Source organism: Rhodococcus sp. IEGM 1409 (assembly GCF_030056735.1).
Taxonomy (GTDB): domain Bacteria; phylum Actinomycetota; class Actinomycetes; order Mycobacteriales; family Mycobacteriaceae; genus Rhodococcus_F.
Window position 1 is genome coordinate 64,415 of sequence record NZ_JASHKN010000007.1, and the last position, 24,866, is coordinate 89,280.

Annotated in this window: 26 protein-coding genes; 12 read left to right on the forward strand and 14 right to left on the reverse strand. The window is 62.7% G+C overall.

Annotated elements, in window-relative coordinates; translation table 11 throughout:
- The first annotated feature begins 14 nt into the window (after positions 1-14).
- The 3 genes from QM716_RS18810 (at position 15) to QM716_RS18820 (ending at position 3,196) form a co-directional block, all read left to right on the forward strand.
- A complete protein-coding gene (locus QM716_RS18810) occupies positions 15-713 on the forward strand; it encodes a haloacid dehalogenase type II (RefSeq protein WP_283305561.1) in 699 nt (232 codons plus the stop codon).
- Between the two features lie 72 nt (positions 714-785).
- Positions 786-1,697: a cation efflux transmembrane domain-containing protein gene (locus tag QM716_RS18815; protein ID WP_060938777.1), complete on the forward strand. Its 912-nt coding sequence runs from the start codon at positions 786-788 to the stop codon at positions 1,695-1,697.
- Positions 1,698-1,816: 119 nt separating this feature from the next.
- A complete protein-coding gene (locus QM716_RS18820) occupies positions 1,817-3,196 on the forward strand; it encodes an HNH endonuclease signature motif containing protein (RefSeq protein ID WP_283305562.1) in 1,380 nt (459 codons plus the stop codon).
- A 74-nt stretch (positions 3,197-3,270) separates the two neighbouring features.
- On the opposite strand, the gene QM716_RS18825 is transcribed toward QM716_RS18820, so the two are convergent.
- Positions 3,271-4,272, reverse strand: a complete 1,002-nt coding sequence (locus QM716_RS18825) for a PHP domain-containing protein (protein WP_283305563.1) — start codon at positions 4,270-4,272, stop codon at positions 3,271-3,273.
- Positions 4,273-4,332: 60 nt separating this feature from the next.
- On the opposite strand from QM716_RS18825, the gene QM716_RS18830 reads away from it, so the two are divergent.
- Together QM716_RS18830 and QM716_RS18835 are read left to right on the forward strand one after the other, a co-directional pair.
- A complete protein-coding gene (locus QM716_RS18830; RefSeq protein ID WP_283305564.1) occupies positions 4,333-4,743 on the forward strand; it encodes a TIGR03668 family PPOX class F420-dependent oxidoreductase in 411 nt (136 codons plus the stop codon).
- 131 nt (positions 4,744-4,874) lie between these two features.
- Entirely contained in the window at positions 4,875-5,624 is a 750-nt protein-coding gene (locus QM716_RS18835; protein WP_283305819.1) for a cyclase family protein, read from the forward strand.
- Here QM716_RS18835 and QM716_RS18840 read toward each other — a convergent pair whose 3' ends face one another.
- The 4 genes from QM716_RS18840 to QM716_RS18855 all read right to left on the reverse strand — a co-directional run bounded on the left by QM716_RS18840 (position 5,625) and on the right by QM716_RS18855 (position 9,892).
- A complete protein-coding gene (locus QM716_RS18840) occupies positions 5,625-7,205 on the reverse strand; it encodes a GGDEF domain-containing protein (protein WP_283305565.1) in 1,581 nt (526 codons plus the stop codon).
- A 150-nt stretch (positions 7,206-7,355) separates the two neighbouring features.
- Positions 7,356-8,234, reverse strand: coding sequence for a metal ABC transporter permease (locus tag QM716_RS18845; RefSeq protein WP_283305566.1), 879 nt, complete (start codon positions 8,232-8,234; stop codon positions 7,356-7,358).
- A gap of 3 nt (positions 8,235-8,237) precedes the next feature.
- Positions 8,238-8,969 carry a metal ABC transporter ATP-binding protein gene (locus QM716_RS18850; protein WP_283305567.1) on the reverse strand — a complete coding sequence of 244 codons (732 nt, stop codon included), beginning with the start codon at positions 8,967-8,969 and terminating at the stop codon, positions 8,238-8,240.
- Positions 8,966-9,892 carry a metal ABC transporter substrate-binding protein gene (locus QM716_RS18855; RefSeq protein WP_283305569.1) on the reverse strand — a complete coding sequence of 309 codons (927 nt, stop codon included), beginning with the start codon at positions 9,890-9,892 and terminating at the stop codon, positions 8,966-8,968. The genes QM716_RS18850 and QM716_RS18855 overlap by 4 nt, the downstream gene beginning before the upstream one ends.
- Positions 9,893-9,969: 77 nt before the next feature.
- On the opposite strand from QM716_RS18855, the gene QM716_RS18860 reads away from it, so the two are divergent.
- The 4 genes from QM716_RS18860 (at position 9,970) to QM716_RS18875 (ending at position 13,376) form a co-directional block, all read left to right on the forward strand.
- Complete coding sequence (locus QM716_RS18860; RefSeq protein WP_283305570.1) at positions 9,970-10,647, forward strand: SDR family oxidoreductase; 678 nt, start codon at positions 9,970-9,972, stop codon at positions 10,645-10,647.
- A 139-nt stretch (positions 10,648-10,786) separates the two neighbouring features.
- Positions 10,787-11,566 carry a TIGR04222 domain-containing membrane protein gene (locus QM716_RS18865; protein ID WP_283305571.1) on the forward strand — a complete coding sequence of 260 codons (780 nt, stop codon included), beginning with the start codon at positions 10,787-10,789 and terminating at the stop codon, positions 11,564-11,566.
- A gap of 5 nt (positions 11,567-11,571) precedes the next feature.
- Positions 11,572-12,483, forward strand: coding sequence for a TIGR04222 domain-containing membrane protein (locus tag QM716_RS18870; protein ID WP_283305573.1), 912 nt, complete (start codon positions 11,572-11,574; stop codon positions 12,481-12,483).
- A gap of 11 nt (positions 12,484-12,494) precedes the next feature.
- Positions 12,495-13,376 carry a TIGR04222 domain-containing membrane protein gene (locus QM716_RS18875; RefSeq protein WP_283305574.1) on the forward strand — a complete coding sequence of 294 codons (882 nt, stop codon included), beginning with the start codon at positions 12,495-12,497 and terminating at the stop codon, positions 13,374-13,376.
- Here the strand turns inward: QM716_RS18875 and QM716_RS18880 are convergent.
- The 5 genes from QM716_RS18880 to pdhA are packed head-to-tail and all read right to left on the reverse strand — an operon-like array spanning position 13,302 to position 19,194.
- Entirely contained in the window at positions 13,302-14,411 is a 1,110-nt protein-coding gene (locus QM716_RS18880; protein WP_283305575.1) for a Glu/Leu/Phe/Val dehydrogenase family protein, read from the reverse strand. The two genes, QM716_RS18875 and QM716_RS18880, sit on opposite strands and share 75 nt — an antisense overlap.
- A 25-nt stretch (positions 14,412-14,436) precedes the next feature.
- Positions 14,437-15,831, reverse strand: coding sequence for a dihydrolipoyl dehydrogenase (lpdA, locus tag QM716_RS18885; RefSeq protein ID WP_283305576.1), 1,395 nt, complete (start codon positions 15,829-15,831; stop codon positions 14,437-14,439).
- Positions 15,831-17,063, reverse strand: coding sequence for a dihydrolipoamide acetyltransferase family protein (locus QM716_RS18890; RefSeq protein WP_283305578.1), 1,233 nt, complete (start codon positions 17,061-17,063; stop codon positions 15,831-15,833). The genes lpdA and QM716_RS18890 overlap by 1 nt, the downstream gene beginning before the upstream one ends.
- Positions 17,060-18,064, reverse strand: a complete 1,005-nt coding sequence (locus tag QM716_RS18895; RefSeq protein WP_283305580.1) for an alpha-ketoacid dehydrogenase subunit beta — start codon at positions 18,062-18,064, stop codon at positions 17,060-17,062. Before QM716_RS18895 ends, QM716_RS18890 begins: the two co-directional genes overlap by 4 nt.
- A 2-nt stretch (positions 18,065-18,066) precedes the next feature.
- Entirely contained in the window at positions 18,067-19,194 is a 1,128-nt protein-coding gene (gene pdhA, locus QM716_RS18900) for a pyruvate dehydrogenase (acetyl-transferring) E1 component subunit alpha (protein WP_283305581.1), read from the reverse strand.
- A 154-nt stretch (positions 19,195-19,348) separates the two neighbouring features.
- On the opposite strand from pdhA, the gene QM716_RS18905 reads away from it, so the two are divergent.
- From QM716_RS18905 to QM716_RS18915, 3 genes are read left to right on the forward strand one after another with little or no spacing between them, the layout of a single operon-like run.
- Positions 19,349-19,819, forward strand: a complete 471-nt coding sequence (locus QM716_RS18905) for an Lrp/AsnC family transcriptional regulator (RefSeq protein WP_283305584.1) — start codon at positions 19,349-19,351, stop codon at positions 19,817-19,819.
- A gap of 46 nt (positions 19,820-19,865) precedes the next feature.
- The gene (locus tag QM716_RS18910; RefSeq protein WP_283305585.1) at positions 19,866-20,690 is read left to right on the forward strand and encodes an MbnB/TglH/ChrH family RiPP precursor modification enzyme; all 825 of its coding nucleotides are present in this window, start codon (positions 19,866-19,868) and stop codon (positions 20,688-20,690) included.
- Positions 20,687-21,013, forward strand: a complete 327-nt coding sequence (locus QM716_RS18915; protein ID WP_283305587.1) for an SCO6045 C-terminal-like domain-containing protein — start codon at positions 20,687-20,689, stop codon at positions 21,011-21,013. The genes QM716_RS18910 and QM716_RS18915 overlap by 4 nt, the downstream gene beginning before the upstream one ends.
- Here QM716_RS18915 and QM716_RS18920 read toward each other — a convergent pair.
- From QM716_RS18920 to QM716_RS18935, 4 genes are all read right to left on the reverse strand, one after another.
- Positions 21,002-21,796: a family 1 encapsulin nanocompartment shell protein gene (locus tag QM716_RS18920; protein WP_283305589.1), complete on the reverse strand. Its 795-nt coding sequence runs from the start codon at positions 21,794-21,796 to the stop codon at positions 21,002-21,004. The genes QM716_RS18915 and QM716_RS18920 overlap by 12 nt on opposite strands.
- Positions 21,793-22,851: a Dyp-type peroxidase gene (locus QM716_RS18925; protein WP_283305591.1), complete on the reverse strand. Its 1,059-nt coding sequence runs from the start codon at positions 22,849-22,851 to the stop codon at positions 21,793-21,795. The genes QM716_RS18920 and QM716_RS18925 overlap by 4 nt, the downstream gene beginning before the upstream one ends.
- A 68-nt stretch (positions 22,852-22,919) precedes the next feature.
- Positions 22,920-23,876 (reverse strand): SMP-30/gluconolactonase/LRE family protein, encoded by a 957-nt coding sequence (locus QM716_RS18930; protein WP_283305593.1) that lies wholly within the window; start codon positions 23,874-23,876, stop codon positions 22,920-22,922.
- Between the two features lie 33 nt (positions 23,877-23,909).
- Positions 23,910-24,866 carry an alpha/beta fold hydrolase gene (locus QM716_RS18935; RefSeq protein ID WP_283305594.1) on the reverse strand — a complete coding sequence of 319 codons (957 nt, stop codon included), beginning with the start codon at positions 24,864-24,866 and terminating at the stop codon, positions 23,910-23,912.

Consider the following 24,866-nt stretch of genomic DNA (forward strand, 5'->3'; position numbering starts at 1 on the left):
GGGGTGGAGGCCTTGTGCGCGAGAAGATCAAAGCACTGCTGTTCGACGTCCAGGGCACAGCAACAGATTTTCACAGCACTCTCTGTAGAGAGGCCCGTCGAATCACCGACGCCGACGTCGACTGGCCGCGACTCGTCAATCTCTGGCGCGCTGAATACTTCGCGAACACCTCCGAGGCCGGCGACGCTACAGACGAGTGGGTGACAGTACATTCGGTGTACCGCGAGGCCCTGCGCAAACTGTCAGCCCGCGAGAACATCGAACTTTCCGACGCGGAACAGGAAGAACTCACCGCCGCCTGGAAATTCCTGGACCCGTGGCCGGACACCGTCGCTGGTCTGACAACCCTGCGTCAGCAGTACACCGTCGCTGCCTTGTCCAACGCTGACGTGAACGCTGCAGTCAGCATCTCGCGGCACGCAAACCTGCCCTGGCATGCCGTCTTCACCGCCGAGATGGCCGGCGTGTTCAAACCCGATCCGAAGATCTACCACCTGGCTGCTCGATACCTCGGGTACGACCCGGCCGAGATCATGATGGTTGCCAGCCACAAATACGACATTCGGGCGGCCAAAGCTCTCGGATTTCGCACCGCCTTCATCGCCCGTCCCCTCGAATTCGGAGCCAGAGGCAATCCCGATGTGTCATTCTCCGAAGAGTTCGACATCAACGCCGAGGACTTTCTCGATCTGGCAGCGCAATTGGTGCTCTGATGCCGCGGCTGCGCGTCGTTGCTGGTATCCCTACGTGAAGGAATATCGAAACGGACAGGCGGTTCGGAATTCATGGGCACCAAGGAAGACAGCGCTACCCGCGAACGCAAGGCCCTGCGGTACTCGCTCGTGGTCGCCACGGCGTTGGCTGTGCTCGCCGCATTCTGGGGCTGGATCTCGCAGTCCCAGGTAATCCTGCTCGATGGTGTGTACGCCCTCATCGGAATGGTGTTGACCGCGCTGTCGCTGCGGGTCTCGCGGATAGCCGACTCGGGCCCCACCGCACGCTTTCCTTTCGGCAAAGAGGCGTTGATTCCCGTAGTCATCGCCGTCCAGGGCATGGCACTACTGGCGACGCTCGCCTACGCCGCAGTCGAGGCAGTTCGTGTCATCCTCGCGGGCGGGGCGGATGTCACCGCCGGGTCGTTGGTCGCGTACGGCGCTGTCAGCGCAGTGGTGTCGATCATCATCTGGCGCTACGTCGGACAAGTCGACCGCACGTCCGATCTGCTCGTCGCCGAAGCCAGGCAGTGGGGAGCGTCGGCTGCCTTCAGTGCGCTGGTCGCCGTCGGTGCTGTCGTCGCAATGATCCTGGGCCGCACCGACTTCTCCGACGCCGACCGATATGTCGACTCCGTCTTGGTCCTCCTCGGCTGCGCGATGCTGGTCCCACAACCGTACGCACTACTGCGAACCGCACTGATCGAACTCCTCGAGGGTGCCCCCGGAGAAAACGTTCAGGCTCGCGTGCACGAAGCCATCACCGCCGTCCGCGACGAATTCGGTTTGGACGAACCGACTCTCACCATGAGCAAGGTGGGCCGCAAGCTGTATATCGAAGCGACGTTCATGGTCGCACCGCACAGCTGGGACATCGACGGCGAAGACGCAGTACGACGCTCGTTCGCCACCAGCCTCGCCGACCTTCCATACGAACCATGGCTGAACATCGAACTGACCACAGATCCGGCGCTGATGCTCTAGCGACGGAATCTGCTCTCGAACAACAGAATCACGTCAACTCAATCCTTTTCGCCTTCCAGAAAAAGTCCTTGACTCGAAAGTTTGTTCGAGTATGATGGGAGGTGGAACGGGGGGTTCTCATGACGATCAACATCATCGATGACGCTGTCACTAGCGAAGATGCTGTCGCCGACGTGGTGAACAGCTCCGCAGTGGGCGTGCGCGCACGATTGTGGCGACTGCACCCCACCGACGTCCGCGAGATCGCCATCACCGCATCAGCGGAAATCCTTCGCCTGGAAGCTATTCGAGTAGCCGCCGTCGACACCTTGACGTTGAACCCGGACGAACAAGTGCTCTGCTACCGCGGGACCGGAGAATGGCTCGCGAACCACACCATGCTCCAAATCTCAGCCGGCAGAAGAATCGCAGCCTTGGGAAAAGCCCTACGGTCATTTCCGGAGATCGAGAACCAATTCGACGCCGGTGAACTCACTTTCGAGCACGCAGCACTGATCGTGGCGTTCTGCGAATCCCCACCCAAGGGAATGCCCGATGCCGCACTACCGTACTGCCGCGACACACTCCTCGCCGCAGCATCCGGAACCGAAGCAACCACCGTCAAACTGCGCTACGCCATCAGCGTCCTCGAGCACATGTTCGAATCCGACGACACACCACCAAGCGAAGACACCGACCGCAACGAACTCCGCATCTCCCCGACCCTCAACGGAAGAATCGCCGTCCGAGGCGATTTCGACGGCCCAACCGGCGAAATGCTGCTCTCGGCCCTCTCCAGTCTCTCGATGCCCACCCCCGCCACAGACGGCACACCCGACAAACGACCCGCCGCCAAACGCAACGCAGACGCCATGGCAGAGCTCATCCGGCGCTACCTCGACAACGCGGCCACGGGCATCGACGGCGGCCAACGCCCGCACCTGAACGTGCACATCAACGCCAAAGACTTGGCGTTCCATCGTGAGTGCGCCGGGGCCATCAGCCCCTCAACAGGTCGCGCCAGGACTACCGAAGCGTCCGACGATGACGACCTCGACACCCTGGACCTCGACATGCAACACCTCGATGTCGGTCACATGCCCTGGATGGGGCCACTGAGCGTCGGCCGCACCCGCATGATCGCGTGCGACTGCATGCTCGGCGCCGTCCTCCTCGACGAGAACGGTGCCCCGCTCGACGTCAGCCCACTGAAAAGGCTTGTCACCGCGGCACAACGAACCGCATTGATCGCCCGAGACAAAGGGTGCGCCTTCCCCGGCTGCGACTGCGTCCCAGCCTGGACCGACGCACACCACATCAAACACTGGGCCGAAGGAGGGCCGACAGTCATGGACAACCTGGTCCTGCTCTGCCGATCCCACCACACCCTGATGCACCGAAAACCCGGATTCACCGGGCAATGGGAAATCCGGATAGGCGCCGATCACCTGCCCTGGTTCATCCCACCGCCGGGCATCGACCCGGACCAGAAACCCCGCCGCTCCACCACGCGGCTTTGAACCCGGAGGTCACCGAGCAAACGCCTCGGTGACCCATTCCGGCGTGCTCGGAGTGCACTCACTTGCCTGTGCTCTCAATTGCCCGCCCACTCCAGAAGGTTTTCGGCAGTCCAGGTATTGATCACCCGATCCGCTTCGACGCCGCACTTTTCGGCCCGGTCACAGCCGTAGCCCTGCCAGGCCAGCTGGCCAGGAGCATGGGCGTCGGTGTCGATGGAAAAGAGACAATCCAGATCGCGGGCCAACTCGATCAAACGCGATGGCGGGTCACGACGCTCCGGTCGGGAGTTGATCTCGACGGCGGTGCCTGATTCTCGGCAGGCTTCGAACACTTTCTCCGCATCGAACTGCGACTCGGGACGGGTTCCGCGAGCACCCTCGACGAGACGTCCGGTGCAGTGTCCGAGAATATCGACACGCGGGTTTCGCACTGCAGCAAGCATTCTGCGAGTCATCGCCTCGCTCTCGGACCGCAGCTTCGAGTGCACGCTCGCCACCACGATGTCGAGTTCGTCGAGTAGATCGGGATCCTGGTCGAGTGAACCGTCTTCGAGGATGTCCACCTCGATTCCCGTGAGGATGCGGAAGGGCGCCAGCTCCACATTCAACCCGGCTATCACGTCGAGTTGAGAACGTAGACGCTCCGCGGACAGCCCGTTGGCAACAGTGAGGCGAGGCGAATGGTCGGTGAGTGCGCAGTAATCGTGGCCAAGTGCTGCTGCGCGTCGCATCATCTCTTCGATGGGGCTTCCGCCGTCGGACCAGTCGGAGTGTGTGTGAAGATCGCCGCGCAGGGCTTGGCGCAACGGGCCGTCTCCGATGGGCTCGGCCTGCTCCCGCAATTCTGCGAGATATTCGGGGATGCCGTCGTACGACTGGGCGATGATCATTCCAGTCTTGGGGCCGATGCCGGTGAGAGCCTTCCAACTGTCGGCTTTCCGGCGAGACTCCTTCTGCTCGTCGGACAATCCTGCAAAGACCTCCGCAGCTCGGCGATAGGCCTTGACGCGGTGCGTTTCGGCGCGCGATCGTTCGAGCCAGTAGGCGATCTCCCGAAGCGCTTCATCCGGTTCCATGAGACCACTGTTCCGTCAGCAGCGGCATGCGGCAACCCTTGATCCACTTACGCTGTGGTTATGGACGATCCGAGAACACGATTTGAAGCCGCGCGGGTGGCTCGCCTGGCGACGGCTGACGCGGCCGGCGTTCCGCACATCGTGCCGCTTGTATTCGCCTTGGTCGGCGGAACCGTCTATTCCTGCGTCGACCACAAACCGAAAACCACCACCGCGCTTCGCAGGCTCCGGAACATCACCGAGACGGGGCGCGCAAGCCTGCTGGTCGATCATTACGACGACAACTGGTCCGCACTCTGGTGGGTCCGCGTCGACGGACACGCGGAGGTTCTCGAACCCGGCACCAAGGAATCCGAGAGCGCAATCGATGCTTTGGCCGCAAAGTATCCGCAGTACGTAGATCACCGACCGCGCGGACAGGTGATAGCTGTCCGCGATGTGAAGTGGTCGTCTTGGTCCGCAGCAGCCTAAGGTTCATGGAGCGAAAGTGATTGCAACACTCTCAATTCGGGCAAAATGGCGAGGGCTCGATGAAACGACGACAGTTACTTCAGCGCGCAGCCACAGGTCTGGCGCTGGTAGCGGGACCCCAGGTGATCGACATGGGTAGCAGTTCCGGAAGCAGCCAAGACGCAACAACGCCGGACGAGCTGTTGTCAGTTGTTTCGCTCTCACACGTGAACGACCCCGCGACGACGCCGGTGTTTCCCGGCGATCCCGAGTTCACTCTCGACACAGCGGCAACCATCGCAGACGACGGCTACTACCTCCAGTACGTCAAGGAGGGCGAACACACCGGCACACATTGGGGCGCGCCGGCGCACTTCCAGGAAGGTGGACTCACCGCCGACCAACTCGATCCGGCGGACCTCTTCCTCCCCGCGGTGAAAATCGACATCCGGGACAAGGCTGCCGCCGATTCGGACTATGCGCTCACCGTCGCGGACATTCAGGAGTGGGAGACGCGCAACGGCAAGATCCCCGATGAAGCGGCCGTAGTTCTCTGGACCGGATGGGAGTCGCACTGGGGTAGCGAAGAATATGCCAAGGCCGATGCCGAGGGTGTCACCCACCAACCCGGCTTCTCGGTGGAAGCGGCGCGGTGGCTGATAGAAACCGGACGTCTGGGCACCCGCGGAGCATTGGGAACCGACACGTTCGGTCCCGATCTCGGAAACGACGAGACCTACCCCGTCTCGACGCTCCTGTACGACAAGCATCGAATCAGCCTGGAGAACCTGAACAATCTTGCCGCCCTGCCAACCACCGGGGCGAGCATCCTTGTCGGGGGCGCGATCAACAAGGCCGGATCGGGTTCACCGGCCACGATCTTCGCACTCCTACGGCGCTAGTCATTTGCGGCGATCGCGGTATACGACTACAGCGCCCTTCCCACTTCTCTTCGCGTCGTACATCGCCGCATCGGCCTGGCGAAGAAGAGTGTGCGCGCTGAGCGGTTCGTCCCCGAACTCGAACTGCGCGGACTCGAACTGCGCGGACCCGAACGACGCGGACCCGAACGACGCGACACCGACACTCGCACCTACCGATACCGATATGTCGCCGCCTGCAATCCCATCACTACTGAGGGCGTCGACGATCCTTCGAGCTACGACGACGGCATCGTCGATCGAGCCCTGCAGGAGCACTGTGAACTCGTCGCCACCGAATCGAGCGACAAACGCACTCTCGGGAACCGCTTCGCGCAGACGTGCTGTGAGGGCAACCAACAAACGATCACCGGCCGGGTGCCCGTACTGATCGTTGACCTGCTTGAAATCGTCCAGATCAACAAGCATCAGCACGCGTTCGGACTTCGTGTGGCGATAGTCGTCAATGGCACTTGCGAAGTGCTCGTCGAACGCGGCCCGGTTGGCGAGCTCGGTGAGTGGGTCGTGATGCGCTCGGTACCGGAGCTCGTCCTGGGCAGCGGAGATCTGTTGGAGGAGCGCGTCGTTCTCGAGGAGAGTGAGTATTTGACGCACCAGCGCGAGAACGAGCACGACGACGCCGACAATCACGACCACGGCATCGAGGTTGCCGACGATCAGTGCCTGAACCGTCACTATCGTCGCGATGACCGCGATCAACAGGTACGGCAGCAGCAATTGAGTCCGATCACTTCGCCGATGTTGCTCCGCGGTGCGCGGCCGGGGCTCAGCTCGCTCGGTCGACGCCGCCAACGCGATCAACGGCGGGCCTGCGATGAACCCCGCGTCGGCGATGGTCGGCATACTCTCGGCGCCGATCGCCACCGAGTACGCGTACAGGCAGTTCGAAAGGCAGAGCATCACCAACCCGCACCCGAGGAACGTCAGCGGTTCACGGATCTGGGCTACGGCCTTCGGTCCGATGACCATCAACAAGACCATCGCGATCAGAACGAAGTCGGTGATCGGGTACATCACCGCGACGAGAAACCCGAGAGAGCCAGTCGGACCGGTGTGCACGACGGTACCGAGGGCAGTCGTCCACGTGAGGATGAACAATCCACCGACCACGACGAGACCGTCGAGCGTCAGCACCATCCAGAGGTGAATCGGACCGATCGCTTCACGTCGGGGCGACTGGCGCACCAACGACAGAAGCGCCGGCACGGCAAACACCGGGAACATGAGGAAACCGATGTCCGCGATCGACGGCGACGGAAGTGGAACGTGGAGAACCGAGCGGTAGAACGCCCAGAAGAACATCCCGAGGGTCAAGCCGGCCATACCGAGAGAAATCAGAGTTCGGCAACGACGCTCGACTCCGTGATGGCGCCGCGATATCCACCAACAGACCGCAGTGGCGGTGGCGCCGCCGACGAGCTGGGCACTATCGTCCACCAGAACCGAAGTTCGTGGGCTGAGCAGCCCGGATCCGGCGAGGACGATGACCGCAACAACGACGCCGAGAACCAGCCACGTGCGTCGCGCTCGGAACTGCGTCATCGAAGAACCCATCGGTGTTCAAGGCGTCACCACCGATTGTCTTGCAGCCGGCCTCGTTTGCGGCCGGAAAGTTTGTGGTGACGAATGCCTGTACGAACCTACCCGATTTGGTAGCGGATTGTTAACTACATGGACGATCAGGACCGCTCGCTACGCCACGGCGCTGTATTCCGCCCGGGCCTTACGCCGCTGCGGAGTCCATTTCGCAACAACCCCTTGCGACGGGCTGAACAGGTATACCAAGGCAAACACGATGCCCTGCGTCATCACGACCATGCCACCGGAAGCTGTGTCGAGGTAGTAGCTGACGTAGATACCGGTAATCGCGCAGATTGCGGATACGACGGGAGCTATCACCAGCATCCGTGAGAACTTGTCGGTGAGAAGGTAGGCCGTCGCCCCGGGGATGATCAGCATCGCCACCACCAGCACAACTCCGACAGCTTGCAGCGCCACCACTGACGTGAGTGCGAGGACTCCGAGGAGTAGGGCGCCGAGGCGCTTGGGGGAAAGACCTATCGCGTTGGCATGGACCGGGTCGAACGCAAACAACGTCAGATCGCGACGCTTGATCAACAGAATGCCCAGCGCCAATGCCCCGAGTATCGCGACCTGCAGAAGATCGGACGAGCTCACACCCAACAGGTTGCCGAAGATGATGTGATTGAGATCGGTTTGGCTGGGGGTCACCGAGATGAGAACCAAACCGAACGCAAAGAGCGTCGTGAAGACGATGCCGATCGCGGCGTCTTCCTTGACGCGACTGGTGTTACGGATCAGCCCGATCAGGGCGACGGCGATCAACCCGAAGATCAAGGCCCCTATGGCAAATGGAGCGCCGACGACGTAAGCCAGCACGACACCGGGCAGTACGGCGTGCGACACTGCATCACCCATCAGTGACCACCCGATGAGCACCAACCAACAACTGAGCACCGCGCAGACAACTGCCGCCACAACCGCAACGGCCAACGCGCGCACCATGAATCCGTACTGGAGAGGATCGAGTAACAGTTCTACGATGTTCATCGATCAGGTCCTGTCCATCACGTCGAGACCGAAAGCCAGGGCGAGGTTCTCCGGTTGAAGCACGGTGTCCGGGTCGGAATGCACCAGGACCTTGCGCATGAGCAGTACCGCCTCGTCGCAAAGTTTCGGCACCGCGTGGAGATCGTGGGTCGAGACCAAGATCGACCGACCGTCTGAAGCCAACTCTCGTAGCAGCGTCGAAATCGTTGCCTCGGAACGCTTGTCGACACCCGCAAACGGCTCGTCCAGCAACAGTATCGACGCATCTTGTGCGATACCGCGTGCCACGAAGGCGCGCTTCTTCTGACCGCCCGAGAGCTGTCCGATCTGGCGATCCGCGAATTCGGTGAGTTCCACTCGCTCGAGCGCCTCGGCCACCGCCTCGCGATCTGCACGTCGCGGACGCCGCAAAAACCCGAGATGGCCGTACCTGCCCATCATCACGACGTCACGGACGCTGATCGGGAAGGTCCAGTCGACATCTTCACTCTGCGGCACATATCCGACGCGCCCGTTCTTGCGCGCAGCGGCTGCGTCGAGGCCGGCAATTCTCACAGAGCCGTTGTCCGGCTTGATCATTCCCATGATGACCTTGAACAAAGTGGACTTGCCTGAACCGTTCATGCCGATCAGTCCGCAGACGCTTCCGGAATTCAACGTCAGATCGACGTGGTCCAGTGCGTGGACCTCGCCGTAGTGAACGCTGACATTTTCGACGCGAATGGCTTCATTCATGATCGACCGCCGGTGAGGCCGCCGAGGATGACGTCGGTGTCGTGACGAATCATGTCCAGGTAGGTGGGCACGGGCCCGTCGGCCTCAGACAGCGAATCGACGTACAGCGTTCCACCGAACTTCGCGTCGGTCGCCCCGACAACCTGCTGCATGGGAGCATCCGAGACCGTCGACTCGCAGAAGACGGCGGGAACGGAATTGGCCCGGACGAAGTCGATGGCCGCGATGATCTGCTGCGGCGTCGCCTGCTGCTCGGCGTTGACCGGCCAGATGTATGCCTCGCTGAGTCCCGCGTCCCTGGCCAGATAGGAGAATGCACCCTCGCAGCTAACAAGTGCCTGCTGACCTGCGGGCAATGTCGCCAGGCCACTGACCAGTCCGTCCTGCACCGCTTGCAGTTCCGCCTTGTACTTCGCGCCGTTCTCCGAAAATGCCGAGGCGTTGTCCGGGTCGAGGTCACTGAACGCCGTCACCATGTTGTCGACGTAGATCTGCGTATTCAGCGGAGACATCCACGCATGCGGATTGGGCTTGCCTGCATAGGCATCACCGGCGATCGGGATGCCTTCGACGCCATCGCTGACCACGACGTGTGGCACATCCAGTCCGTTGACGAACTTGGCGAACCACGCTTCGAGGTTCATGCCGTTGTCGAGGATCAGGTCCGCCTCATTGGCGCGGCGAATGTCTCCGGGCGTCGGCTCGTAGCCGTGAATTTCCGCCCCTGCCTTGGTGATCGACTCGACGCGCAGGTGCTCGCCGGCGACGTTCTGGGCGATGTCCGAGAGCACGGTGAACGTGGTGAGCACTACCGGGCGGTCGTCGCCGGAAGCGGAATTCACTGCCGAACAGCCGGAAAGAAGCAGGGCGGCGAGGGCAGCAATTCCCAGGCGGCGGAAATTCTTCGCGTCGCGAGTCGTCATGGTCGAACTCTAATATGTGGGTAAACAAATACACAAGTTCGTCTAGCCGAACATTCCTCACTCGATAGGGTCGGATCATGCGTCCTTCTGCCTTGATCACCGGTTCCAGTCGCGGCCTCGGAGCTGCCATCGCACGCGAACTGGCGCCGACACACGACCTGCTGCTCGGTGCACGATCCGCGCAGGCCCTCGAGCCGATCTGCGCCGAACTGCCCGGATCGACGCCCCTCCCCCTCGACCTCACGGACTACGACGCCGTCGCGGTCGCCGCCTCCTCCATTACGACGCTCGACGTACTGGTACACAACGCCGGCGTGGCCGACATCGGAACCATCGAGGAATCCTCGGTCGATCAGTGGCGCCGCACCCTCGAGGCAAACGTCATTGCCGTCGCCGAACTCACGCGTGCACTCCTACCTGCCCTTCGTGCAGCCGGAGGTCACGTCGTGCTGATCAATTCGGGTGCCGGGCTGCGCGCCAATGCCGGCTGGGGGTCGTATGCGGCCAGCAAGTTCGCCCTGCGCGCTTTCGGAGACGCCCTGCGTCTGGAAGAGCCGTCACTGCGGGTCACGTCCATTCACCCTGGTCGGATCGACACCGATATGCAGCGCGACATCGTCGCCGGTGAAGGCGACGAGTACGACCCGGAACGCTTCCTGAAGGCCTCCACTGTGGCCCGTGCCGTACTCACTGCCGTCGAGACACCGTCCGACGCACACCCCACGGAGATCGTGCTCCGACCTACCGGCCGGTAAATCCCCAGTTCGCCGGTAACGGAATGGTGACGATGACCATCCGGATATCGCTTTCCCGGGCGCTGGCCCGATACTGACATCAGTTGTCGGACAAAGAGACTGGACCTGTTCTCAGAAGTTCATCGAGAGGTGGTGTGCGATGCATAATCATACGGATACGTGGGGAATTTCCACCGAGGCCTTCCTCGGGTGGTACATCGCCGCCGCCACCGGAGCGGTGGTGATCGCGCTGGCGATCAGAGGCGTCGCCCTGCGCAAGCCCACCCCTGAATTGCGTACGCTCACACCACCCGAGATGGGTGTACTGACCAGCGACGAGCGTGCAGTACGCGCCGCCATGGCAGAACTCGAGAGTGCTGCACAAACCTCCGGCCAGGGTCAGCATGGCCGCTTCACCCGCATCGTCCGCCAGCGGATCGACGACGCCGGTGGAACTGCCGTGCCCTCGCAGCTCGTGCCGACACTCCCGCTGCCGCTGTTGGAACTTCGTAGCAACCTGGTGCAGGCCGGCTACCTGAACGGCAATCGTGAACGCACTCTGACGCGGTTGACCGTGGTACCGGTCCTGATCGTCGCCGTGGTCGGCACGATCCGGGCAGGATTCACCGTCGTGAACGAGAACCCGGTGGGATACCTTCCGCTCGTTGTCATCTGCCTCACCCTGGTTGCCGTAACCCTTCTCCGCCTGAGCCGACGCACTCGTGTCGGCCAAGTCGAATTGCGCCGACTGAAGGACGAATACTCCTACCTGACACCGAGTTCCCGACCATCGTTTGCCACCTACGGGGCGGCATCTGTGGGTATTGCGGCGGCACTATTCGGTCCGGGTCGCGACGGCGGTTGGGCACCCGGATGTGGTGGCGGGTCTTCACCGTCCAGTTGCTCGGCCTTCTCGAGCACCGTGAGCTGTGGGGGGTGAGTGCTGTGAACAACTACTACTCAGCTGACACGTGGGGGATCCCCAGCCAGACCTTCCTTCAGTGGTACCTGGTGGCAGCCGCCGTCGCGATCGGGCTCTCGCTCTACAGCCGAATGTCTGCGCGCCGGTCACCAGTGGTCGTCGACGCGGTGCGTCGGCCGCTCACTCCTCCCGAGATCGGCGCTTTGACCAGTGACTACCAAGCGGTGCTGGCGTCGATGGCTATTCTGCGCAGCGCAGAGCTGATCAGCCCCGAAGGAAAGACCAAGCTGGCGCTCACTGCGGAGGACAAGAGTCGTCTCGACTGGTTCACCCGCACGGTGCACAAGCGGCTCGGCAACGGAAAAGTCCCGCTGCGCCAAGTGCGTCTGATGGGACGGCTGAACATCGCACTCGCACAACTACGTACGACGCTGATCGACGAGGGTTACCTTCAGCGCCCGCAGGACGGTCTGACTGCTGCCCTTCGGACCGTTCCGATCGTGGCGATAATTGCTCTCGGCGTTATCCGACTCATCGCCGGGATCGCAGGCGGAAAGCCGGTCGGGTTTCTGCTCCTGACCATCATCGTTCTCGCGCTGATGATTCCGCTTCTACGAATCAAGCGTCGCCGTACGACGTTGGGCGACAATGAACTTCGACGTCTCAAACACGAAAACTCGTACCTCTCGCCGAAACTACGGCCCTCGTACACCAGCTACGGTCCGTCGCTCGCCGGACTCTCGGCGGCACTCTTCGGCTCGGGCGCTCTGGTTCTGATCGATCCGGCGCTCGCTGGGGCAGTGGCTGCGGGCGCCGCGTACAGCCCGGGTGGTGGCAGTTCGAGCTACTACAGTTGTGGCTCCTCATCCGGTTCATCCGGCTCTGACGGCGGCGGCAGTGGTAGTAGTTGCGGCGGCGGCGGGTGTGGGGGATGACTGTGTGGGGGATGAGCACTCACGCTGCCGACACCTGGGGGATCCCCAGCAAAGAGTTCCTGTACGGCTATATAGCCGTTTCAGTCACCCTCATGGTTCTGACTCTGGTGTGGCGTCTGATGATTCGGGCACGCCGGTACGACGGGTATTCCGCCGAGCAATTGACGCCTCCGGAAGTCGGAATGCTCACCGGCGAGTCACGAGCCATCGCTGCGTCGTTGGCGATCCTGCGTAGCGCTGATCTGATCACCACCGACGGAGCCGTCCTGCGCCCGTTGGGCCCTGGCGACGAGACCCTGGACTGGTACACCCTCACCGTGTACCAGCGCCTCGCCCAGCAGGCCGTACCCCATCGTCGGAGGCAACTTGCCGAGCGCATGACGGTGGAAACAGCCCGCCTACGAAACTCGTTGGCGGACCGGGGATACCTGACCTCCGACAGCACCAGGCGTTCGGTCCTCCTCGCGACACTTCCGCTGAAAATCCTGGTGGCCGTGGGTATCGCCCGCATTGCATTCGGACTGCACAACGACAAGCCTGTCGAGTTTCTGATTCTCGCCGTGCTCGTCACCGGGTTCAGCATCCCCCTGCTCGGGCTCAACTTCGATCGCACCGCTTCGGGAAATGCAGCACGCTCGGAGCTGACCAAGGCACACGCCTACCTGGCTCCGCGCAACAAGCCGGCCTTCTCCGCCTACGGACCGCGCTTGGCGGGGATGTCCGCTGCTCTCTTCACCGGATCGGCGATGCTGATGATCAATCCCGCCCTGGCCTCCGCCGCCGGAATCGGTACCGACGGCAGCGGAGGTAGCGGGGGTTCAGATGGCGGGAGCAGCAGCTGCAGTGGTGGAGGTGGCGGATGTGGCGGCGGCGGGGGTGGATGTGGCGGATAGGCGTGCACGGGCGAACAGGAGCGCGGCGGCCTCGGTAGTGATGCCGCGTTCCTCGCTCAACGAATACACCTCGTCCAACGTTCGACCGATCCCTCGGGTTCGCTCCACGACATCGTCTTCGTTCCACCCCAGGACTTCTCGCCCCACGAGGTGAAAGGCTCCGCCCGCATTGGCCACAAAATCAGGGGCACAGAGAACCTCGCGGCTTCGCAGAACCTCGCCGGCAGCCGCATCGGCCAAGATGTTGTTCGCTGCGCCGGCCACTGCCAGAGCCGGAATCGACGCAGCAGCAGCGGAATCGATGATGCCTCCCATCGCGCAGGGAGCAAAGAGGTCGCACGGCGTTCGGAGTACCTCATCCGCAGGAATGACCGTGTGCCCCGCGAGCGAAGCCGCCTCGAGGCGCTGCGGGTCCGTATCGGCAACCAGCAGACGTGCCCCAGCGTGCGCCGCAAGGCGGACAACGTCGCCGCCAACGGCGCCGAGTCCCTGCACGAGTACCGTTCGGCCGTCCAGTGTTCCGAGTCCACGGCGACGCGCCGTGGCTTTCATCGCTTCGAACACGCCCAGAGCCGTGGCGTGCGCGCTGGAACCGCCGCCACCGTTGTCGACCGACCGCCCGAAGACGTATTTGGTGGTGCGACTGAGCTGATCCATGTCCGAGGAGTTGGTGTTGACGTCAGGACCGGTCCAGTAGTTTCCTTCGAGCTTGTCGATGTTCTCGGCATGGATGTCGAGGATACGAGACCAGGTTGCGGAGTCGATCTGATTGCGCGGTGCGGGTAGCGCTATCACCGACTTCCCGCCACCCATCGGCAGGTCGGAGACCGCCATCTTCAAAGTCATTGCGCCGGCCAGCTTCCCGGCGTCCGCCAGAGCGTGACCGATCGAGGGATAGTGCGCGGCCCGCGTACCACCCGACGCCGGGCCCAATCGGGTTGAGTCGATTCGAATCACGAATGTCGTGCCAGTCTCCCGATCGTGTCGGGTGACGGTCAGTTCACCGTCCCAGCGCAGTTCGTCGTCGATACTCATTCCATCTCCTTTTCCTGTCTCCGGGTCAGCTGTGCGCGTGCAGTGGAGTTCCGGCGAGTGCGAGCATGGCCTCACCCAACGCTTCGTTCTGGCTGGGGTGTGCGTGGATGAAACGCCCCACTTCGTCGGGAAGTGCTTCCCAGGCAACGGCCAACTGTGCCTCACCGATCAGTTCGCCGACGCGATCTCCCACCAGGTGCACCCCGATAACAGGGCCTTTCGTTCCGCTGCGAATCACCTTGATTCCTCCGGTAGTCCGCAGGATCTGACTCTTGCCGTTACCCGCCAGGTCGTAGACGACGGTGGAGATGTCTCCGTACTGCTTGCGCGCCGCCTCTTCGCCGAGTCCGACTGATGCAATTTCGGGATGCGAGTACGTCACGCGGGGGGTCAGATGTTCGGCCACCGGAAGAGGATCCTTCCCGGCGATCTGTTCGGCTACGAAGATTCCCTGTTGGAATCCGCGGTGCGCCAATGCAAGACCGGGCACGATGTCGCCGACCGCGTACACACCGTCCACGGAGGTACGGAGTCGTTCGTCGGCGACGACGAATCCTTTCTCGAGGCTGATTCCGTTTTCTGCGAAACCGCTACCGTCCGTGCGGGGTCGGCGGCCGACGGCGACCAGCAGTACGTCGGTATCGAGTATCGTCCCGTCACCTAGTTCGACACGAACGGAATCAGCTGCTTCTTTCGCGGAAACCATCTTCGTGTTTGTCCTACAGACGATTCCGCGTTTCCGGTAGGCCCGTTCGAGCTGCTTCGAAGACCACGGATCCTCGGCCGCGAGGAGTCGGGGGAGTGCCTCGACAATCGTCACTTCGGCACCGAAAGAGCGCCAGAGGCTTGCGAACTCCACGCCGATGACACCGCCGCCCAGCACTGTCGCGCTGGTGGGCACCTCGTCGAGTTCGAGTGCCTGGTCACTGGTGAGGATCCGTCGGCCGAGTTCGATGCCGGGGAGCTCCCGCGGATACGAGCCGGTGGCCAGAACGAGTGATGTTCCGGTGTAGCGGGTTCCGTCGACGTCGATGCTTCGCCCACCGACATAAGTCCCGTATCCGTGGACGATGGTGATCTTGTGTTGCGCCAGCAGCCCGTGCAAGCCGCTGTACAGCCGCTCGACTGTCCTGTTCTTGTAGTCGTGCACCTGTGCGATGTCGATGCCGTCAAATGTTGCACGGACTCCGAATTGTTCACTGGTGCGTGCAGAGTCGGCCACCTCGGCGGAATGCAGCAGCGCCTTGGTCGGGATGCATCCGCGGTGCAGGCACGTTCCGCCGACCTTGTCTGCCTCGATCAGCGTGACCGACAACCCGAGTTGGGCGGCGCGGATGGCGCAGGCATAGCCACCCGATCCTCCACCGAGGACAAGGACTTCACTGTTCTGTTCGTCAGTAGACATCAGAGCCTTGGTCATCAGAGTCTTCCCAGGACGCGGATCGGGTTCTCGATGTAGTCACCGAACAGCCGTAGGAATCCACCGGCTTCGCCTCCGTCACAGACGCGGTGGTCGAAGCTCAACGAGATCTGAGTGACCTTACGAATACTCAACTCGCCGTTCACCACCCACGGCTTGTCAATCATGCGTCCGATGCCGAGGATCGCCGCCTCGGGGTGGTTGATGATCGGAGTCGATCCGTCGACGCCGAATACCCCGTAGTTGTTGAGTGTGAAGGTGCCGCCGGTCAGGCGAGCGGGTTCGAGTTTGCCGTCGCGGGCGAGTTCGGTGGACGTCCGAAGTGCTTGTGCGAGTTCGACGGTGCTCAGGGAATCGGCATTGCGAATGACCGGGACCATCAATCCCTTCGGTGTCTGTGCGGCGATACCGAGGTGGATGCGGGCGTGTCGAATGATCTCGCCGCGAGCAGTGTCAACCGACGAGTTCAATTCGGGGTACTGCGCCAACGCAGCGGTGGTCAGCCGGGCCAGCAGCGCCATCAGGCTGATCTTGTCGGAATCGGGCAGTGACTTGTTGATCTCGGCGCGCGCCGTGAACAGTTCGGTGGCGTCGACGTCGACCCAGGTTGTTGCGTCGGGGATCTCACGGCGGCTGGTGGACAGCTTGTCGGCAACCACCTTGCGTAGTCCCTTGATCGGGATTCGTTGGTCGGTCGCGTGTGGCGTTTCCGAGCCGATGTTTGCCCCGACCTCGACGTCAGCTCGCGTGATGACCCCGCCAGCGCCCGAACCGGAGATCGTGGCCAGGTCGATACTGTTGTCAGAAGCCAGTTTACGAACGATCGGCGAGATCACGCGTACCGACGGAGCAGCTCTGCGGCGGCGCAGAGGTGCGTCCTCGCTCGTGCCGTAGCCGATCAGGACATTGCCCGAACCGGCGCGTTCCTCTTCACGGTAGCGCTCGTGGTCAGCCGAGACGCCGTTGTCGACACCGTCGTCTGCCCGTCCACCGCTACCGCTCACAGTGATCAGCGGCGTGCCCACCTTCAGGGTGTCGCCGTCTTTGCCGTGTAGTTCGATCACGGTCCCCGCGAACGGGATGGGCACATCCACAGCAGCTTTCGCAGTCTCGACCTCGACGACGATCTGATCGATGGTGACCACGTCGCCGACCTTGACGTGCCACTCCGCGATATCGGCCTCGGCCAGACCTTCACCCAGGTCAGGGAGCATGAATACCTGATCGGTCATGCCGTCACCGCCCAGCGGGTGTCGGGAGCGTCGTTCCACTGCAAACGGTCGACGGTATCGAGGACGCGGTCGACGCTGGGCAGGTGGTGACGCTCGAGCTTCGGAGCGGGGTAGGGGATGTCGAATCCGCTGACCCGGAGCACCGGGGCGTGGAGATGGTGGAAGCACCGCTCTTGCACGCGGGCGGCAATTTCCGCACCCACACCGGCAAAGCCTTGCGCTTCCTGGATGACGATGCAGCGTCCGGTCTTTCGCACCGATGCGGTGACCGTCTCGTCGTCGAAAGGCACTATCGAGCGGATGTCGATCACCTCGATGTCGCGGCCCTCGGCTGCAGCGGCCACGGCGGACTTCAGTGCAACATCCACGGACGGGCCGTAGGCGATGAGCGTCGCATCACGACCGGGGCGCCGGACAATTGCGCGACCGATCGGCTCACGTGCGTTCAGTTCGACATCAGCTCGCGAGAAGTACAGCTTCTTGGGCTCGAGGAAGATCACCGGGTCGGGGTCCTCGATTGCCGAACGTAGCAGCGAGTACGCATCTTCGACCGTGGACGGCGCCACAACCTTCAGGCCGGGTGTGTGCGCGTAGTAGCCCTCGCTGGAATCACAGTGATGCTCCACCCCGCCGATACCGCCGGCAAAAGGAACGCGGATGACGATCGGGATCGACAGCGCACCCTTGGTGCGGTTGCGGATCTTCGCGACGTGGGAGGCGATCTGCTCGAATGCCGGATAGGCAAACGCGTCGAACTGCATTTCCACGACCGGACGAAAACCGGCCATGGCCATCCCGATTGCGAATCCGATGATGCCGGACTCGGCGAGTGGAGTGTCGAAGCATCGGTCGTCGCCGAAGTCACGGGTGAGGCCGTCGGTGACGCGGAAGACGCCGCCGAGAGTGCCGACGTCCTCGCCGAAGACGACAACGTTGTCGTCCGCGGTCAACGAGTCTCGCAGTGCGGTGTTGAGGGCCTGAGCCATCGTGAGCATGGGCATTGTCAGTTTCCCCCTGTGCCAGCGGCTTCGGCGGCAAGTTCGGTCTCGAGTTGCGCTTGTTGCTGACGCAATTGCGGCGTCGGCTCGGCGAAGACGTACCGGAACAGATCGAGCGGATCGTGCGGGCGGTCGACATTCATGCCGGCGCGCAGTGTGGCGGCCTCTGCCTCGGCCTCTGCGGTCAGCGATTCCACGAATACGTCGTCGATCAGATCGTGTGCGCGCAGGTATTTCTCGAGTCGTGACAACGGGTCTCGCCCGAGCCAGGTTTCCACCTCCGCGCTGTCGCGGTAGCGGGTGGCGTCGTCGGCATTGGTATGTGCGTCGATGCGATAAGTGTGTGCCTCGACGATCACCGGTCCGTTGCCGCTGCGGACGAAGCGCGCTGCCTCGTCCATGACGGCCATCATCGCGACGGGATCGTTGCCGTCGACCTGCTCGCTGCCGATCCCGTAGCCGACGCCCTTGTGCGCCAACGTCGGTGCTGCGCTTTGGCGCGACAGTGGCACGCTGATCGCAAATCCGTTGTTCTGCACCAGAAAGATCACCGGCGCCTTGAAGACGGCGGCGAAGTTCAGCGCCTCGTGGAAATCACCCTCACTGGTGGCCCCGTCACCGCAGAGCGCGAGCGCGACGGTGTTCAAGCCCCGTCGTGACTCCCCGTAGGCCACCCCCGCTGCATGCAGCAATTGCGTTGCCAGCGGGGTGCACTGCGGCGCACTGCGCAGCGCTACCGGGTCGTACCCGCAGTGCCAGTCGCCGGCAAGCATGCTCAGAATCTGCACCGGATCGACACCCCTGGCAGCCAACGCCATCGAATCCCGATAGGTGGGGAAGAGCCAGTCACTCGGCTTCAGGCTCATCGCCGCCGCGATCTGACATGCCTCCTGTCCTCGCGAGGACGGATACACGGCCAGGCGCCCCTGTTTGGTCAGCGCCGTCGCCTGCTGGTCGAAGCGTCTGCCCAGGAACATCTTTCGATACATGTCGATCAGGCGATCGTCGCTCGGTTTTGCGTAGCGGGCCTCGCTGCGCGTCAGTTCTCCAGCAGCGTCGAGGTACTGCACCGCGGAATCGGCCGGCAGGAACTTTTGATACCGCAGTTCCCCCAAGGGCTCGACAAGAGTCACTTCTACCTCCAGAAGACGTTGTGTCCATCAGTATTCGCACTTGGGCGACGTAATGGCAGAAGGCGTCGAAGATTCAAGACAAACGGCCTATCATGAGGATTCGGGCAGCAATTTGTCCATCAACCAACTCGACTACCGAAGCAGAAATGGACAGATGGCCACCGAACCGCACACTCTCGATGCGATCGACCGCCGCATCATCGCCGAACTGGTCGCAGACAGTCGCATCTCCATGCGCGCGCTGGCCGAGAAGGCACACATTTCCCGCGCTCACGCCTACGTCCGCATCGAAAGGCTCGAGGACGCCGGAATCATCACCGGATTCACGACGCGGATCGCCCACGAGAAGGCCGGGCTCGGCTCCTCGGCGTACGTGGCGCTCTCGATCAGGCAGCACTCGTGGCGGGGTCTGGCGGCGTCCTTGAAGGCCCTGCCGTTTGTCGAGCACTTCTCCCTCCTCGGCGGCGACTTCGACGTTCTGGTGCTGGTCCGCGCCCCGGACAACCGGGAACTACGCCACACCGTTCTCGAAGAACTCCAGGGACTCGACGGGGTTCTTTCAACCAAAACGTGGCTGATCTTCGAGGAAGGCAACGGACCGGGACCCAACTGGCTGCCCGCCTGATCCGTCTATAGTCGCCGTTAGCAGTTGCACACGGGAGGTGACTCGAATGACCCTGCACGGATTGGGAATCGGATGGCGTCCCGAGGTCTCCGGAATCATCGCGCAACTCGACGGCTTGGCGTTCTGCGAAGTCATTGCCGAATCCATCGGAAACGAGATACCTCAGCACCTCGGCTCGCTGGGAGTTCCGGTGATACCGCACGGAATCTCGCTCTCGCTTGGTGGGGCCGAGGCGGTCGATCAGGCCAGGATCGATCACCTTGCGCATGCATCCCAGCTACTGGACGCCCCCTTGGCGAGCGAGCACATCGCATTCGTGCGTGCGGGCGGCATCGAAGCCGGGCACCTGCTCCCGCTGCCACGCACCTACGAAGCCGTCGACGCCCTGGTACGCAACATCACCCGGACTCAGGATGGTCTACCGGTGCCGTTTGCCGTCGAAAATGTTGCCGCCCTTTTCGACTGGCCGGACGACGAGTTGACCGAAGGGGAGTTTCTCGCGGAGATCGTCGAGCGCACCGGAGCCCTTCTGGTTCTCGACATCGCGAACGTCTATGCCAATGCTCTCAATCGCGGGCGTGATCCGTGGACCGAGCTGAGCCGGCTGCCACTCGAACGAATCGCTTACTGCCACATCGCCGGTGGCAGCATCAGCGACGGTAAATACCACGACACGCACACCGATCCGGTACCCCAAGCAGTGCTGGAATTGCTTACGCGATTCACCGCGGCCGGACACCATCCCGCGATCATGCTCGAGCGCGACGGCAACTATCCGCCCGCACTGGAATTGCTCGACGAGCTCGATGCCATCGCCGACGCAGCGGGTCTGGATCGCATCACCGCGGGCACCGATTGGTCACGCACATGAGCACGCTCGGTGAGCGTCAAGAGGCGCTGATTCGGGCTCTGGTGGCGGGCGGCGAACTACCCGAAGGCTTCGACAAAGACGATGCTGCCGTTGTCTCGACGGCACTGCTCCGAAAGCGCGCAGGAGAAGTGGCGCAACACCTTCCGGTGGTGCGCCACACTCTCGGCGATCGTTATCTTCAGTTGTTCACAGCGTGGGCGGACGGGCGGCCGAAGACGTCTTCGTATGCGGACGCCCAAGCATTTGTCGCCCATCTCCAGGACATCGGCGAACTGCCTCGCCCGCCCTGGTATCAGAGATTTCGAAGGCTCTTACGCCAGTGAGACAACAGCTTCGCTGGTGTACATGAGGAACGTCATCGATTCCTGGAAGTACAGCTCGACGGAGTTCGCATCATGCGAGAGATAGCCGATGGACAGGTCCTGACCCAGATGCAGTTCGTAGTCACCGCCACGCGTCGAGAGCAGGAAAGCGCCGTCGATGGCCGGGGCCCAGATGATCTCGCCGTCGAGGACGCGTCGCAGGTGCTCACGGATGGGGTAGCCGTGATCGGAGGTCTCGTTGATCGCGGTGAACGCGTCGGCGTTCAGGAGCAGTGAGTACGGTCCGTTGACACCGGCCAAGCGCAGCGACGTGATCGCCTGGCTGATGACCTCCGGATAGTCCTTGGCGTCGATCGGCAGCTTCAGTTCCGGGTTGGAACCGCTGGCCCGCACGCCGGTGATGCTGGCTGCGGGGTATCCCTCGAAGATGGCGCGGTCCTCGGCGAAAGCGATCTGCTTGGCCGCGTCCTTGACGGGCTGCCAGTCGGAGTCCTTGGCGCCGCGCTCGACGTCGTCGATGGCCTGACGGCTGATGGTGAACGGAACCCGCAGTTCGATGATCGGCTGCGACTGACGAGCATGTGCGATGACACCGTCGGCCAGGGGATTGATCGGCACCTGGTGCCCGAGCGGAATGGCCGCGAGATCGTCACCCGACGGTCCCTCCACGTCCACGACACGACGACCGGCGACGTGACGCTTGAAGGTACGGCTGGCCTCTTCCTCGATCTCGGCCCAGGCTGCTGCCGAAATGGGTGCTAGGTCGCGGTGCAGGTTTGTCATTGCTGGGCACTCCTTTTGAGGCTGCCGATTCCGAGAGAACCGTCAGAGATGGGCGCTGTGAACGTCGCTTCGGGAACGAGCCTGGTCGGCAAGTCCGGGGGATCGTCGAGAAAGTCCGCCGTCGGAACGAAGAAGTTGATTCCGGTGACGGCGGTGGAGAAGTCGAGAATGCGGTCGTAGTTCCCGACGGGATTCCCGATGAACATGTTGGTGAGCATCTGCTCGGTGACCGTCGGCGACGCCGAGTAACCGATGAAGTAGGTACCCATCTCAGCGGAGCCGACGTGTCCGAACGGCATGTTGTCGCGCAGGATCTGGATCTGCTCACCAGATTCGTCTTCGATGACGGTGAGTGCGGTGTGGGAGTTGGCCGGTTTGGTGTCGTCGTCCATCTCCAGGTCTTCGAGCTTGGATCGTCCGATGACGTTCTCCTGCTCCTCGACTGGCAGGGAGTTCCACTCCGACATGTCGTGGAGGTACTTCTGGACGATGACGTAACTGCTGCCCGCGAAGTCCGGATCCTCGTCGCCGACGGTGACCGCGACGTATGCGGCTTGGCCGGACGGGTTCTCGGTGCCGTCGACAAAACCCATGAGATCGCGTTGCTCGAAGTACTTGAACCCGTGGACCTCGTCGATCACCGACGCGGCCCCGGCCAACCTGTTGGTCACGACCGTGGCGAACTCGAAGCACAGGTCCATCTGACGGGCCCGGATGTGGAACAGCAGATCGCCCGGCGTGCGCGGGGCGTGGTGTTTGTCACCGGTCAACTCGACAAAAGGATGCAATTCCGCGGGGCGTGGACCGTCGAAAAGCCGGTCCCACGCATCCGAGCCAATGCCCACGACGGGGGCCAAGCCACCTGCAGGAACCCGGAATCCGATCGAGCGCTGCAGCCCGGAAATATCCGCCAGAACGTCGTGAACAGCCTGCTCACCACCCTCGTCGATGGTGAATACCAGGAAGATCGCAGCTTCCGTGAGCGGGGTCAGCAACGGCTGCGGTATCGCGGGAAGGGCCACTTCGGCCTCGTCGATCTCACTCGTTTCCGCCATGCAGACCAGTATGGACGATTCCGGCAGTCCCGGCATCAGTAGTGGGTAAGTCGAGGCAGGGTGTCGCGTTACGGTGTTGCGGCCTGGGCGCCCGCGTCGAAGCCCGCCGGAATCTCGAAGATCTTTCCGTCGAACCCGGCGCGGTAGAGATGCCCCGCCGCGAAACCGGAATTGCCGCGCCCGTAGGTCAACACGCTCGACGCCTGTAGTCCACTGGTGAGCGAGCAGTACTGGCCGGGTCCGTCGATCCGCCACACCTCACCACTGATGTCTGTGGGAACGATTGCGCGATCTCTCGAGTCCAGGGTCAAACCATCTGGGGCAGAGACGGTTTCGAGACCGCCGAGATCGACCAACGATTCCGAATACCCTGGATTGTCGACGGAGATACGGCTGACACCCGGGTTTGCGAACGTGCGCGAGACGTAGAGCCAGCGATTATCGGCGCTCAGGGCGGCGCCGTTTGCACTCGGGAAGGTTGCCCACGCCGGGTCGACGGCGCCGCCTGGGCTGACCTTGCCGATCAACGAACCGAAATCGTTGGTGGCATAGATCGTTCCGTCGTGCGCGACGGCGAGGCCGTTTGCAGCGCTCAGACCACCGGCGATCGGCGTCACGGCACCCGAGTTCACGTCCACCCGCGCGACCGACGCAGCACGCGTCAGATCGCCGATCAGCACGCCGGCGTTTGCTCCGGTTCCCACCAGCAGTGAACCGTCCGGGCTCCACGCGAGTGCGCCCGCACCGCCGGGAACCGTCGCGATCGGAACCGCTGCCTGACCAGGCGCGTCGACGCGGAAGATTCGACCACTCACCAGGTCTGTCGTGTACAGGCGACCCTGCCCGTCCACGGTGACACCCTCGAGGGCTGCGCCCGGAATTTGGGCGCTGAGGATTGCGGGGGACGATCCCGGGCAGGGCGGCGCGGCCGCGGCACCGGACACACCCAGAGCCAGAAGCGAACCGGCAACAAGAGCACCGGTGATACCTACCCGAATACCGCGATCGAAGATCCTGGTGCGCATCTGCGCAACGCTAGACCTTCGGCCCGATTTCGCCTAGAGCGACCGAAGGAAAGAGATCAAAAGTTCATTGACCTCGGTAGCACGTTCCTGTTGTACGAAGTGCCCCGCGCCGCTGAGAAGGTGCACACCCCGCAGGTCGGGGACGGTGTCCTTCATTCGGACCAATGCCTTGGGGCCGCTCATCGCGATGACCGGATCCTCGGCGCCCGCGACGAAGAGCGTCGGGACGTCGATGTGCGCTCCGTCCAGATCCGCGCTGCGTTCCCAATTGGCGTCGTACGCTCGGTACCAGTTCAGCCCACCGGTGAAACCTGTTGCAGTAAAGGTTTTTACATAAACATCCAGGTTGTCCTCGGTGAGCCACGACCAGGGCAGCGCAGGCGCCTCGGGCAGTACGTCGAGGTAGCCGTTGCCTTCGGACGGGTTCTTCCAGACGTCGAGGTACCGGTAAGCCCCGGACAAAGCGTGAAAGAGCCGTTGAAGGAATTCACGTGGACGGGCGTCGAGTTCGCGCTCCGCGACACCCGGTTCCTGGAAATAGTGAATGTGCAGAAAGTGCTTGCGCGCCATGGCGGCGTAGATCGTCGAGGGCTTGGCCGGGAACCTGTCCGGCGCATACGGGACTGCCAACGAGACAAGTCCCGCAACACGATCCGGGTGGCGCAGAGCGGTGGTCCACGCGACCGGAGCGCCGAAATCGTGACCGACGAACACCGCTTTGTCGATTCCGAGAGCGTCGAGTAGGCCGATCAGCCGGTTCGCGACCGCGTCGTTGGTGTAGTCGTCGACGGCCTCCGGGCGGGTGGTGCCGCCGTAACCTGGCATGTCGAGTGCGATCGCTCGAAAACCCGCTTCCGCCAACGCTGTCGACTGATGCCGATAGCTGTACCCGAGGCCGGGAAAGCCGTGGCACATAACCACAGCTGTCCCAGAACCGGAATCGTCAATCTGCCAACGGAATCCGTCGACGTCAATCGTCTTCACCGTCAT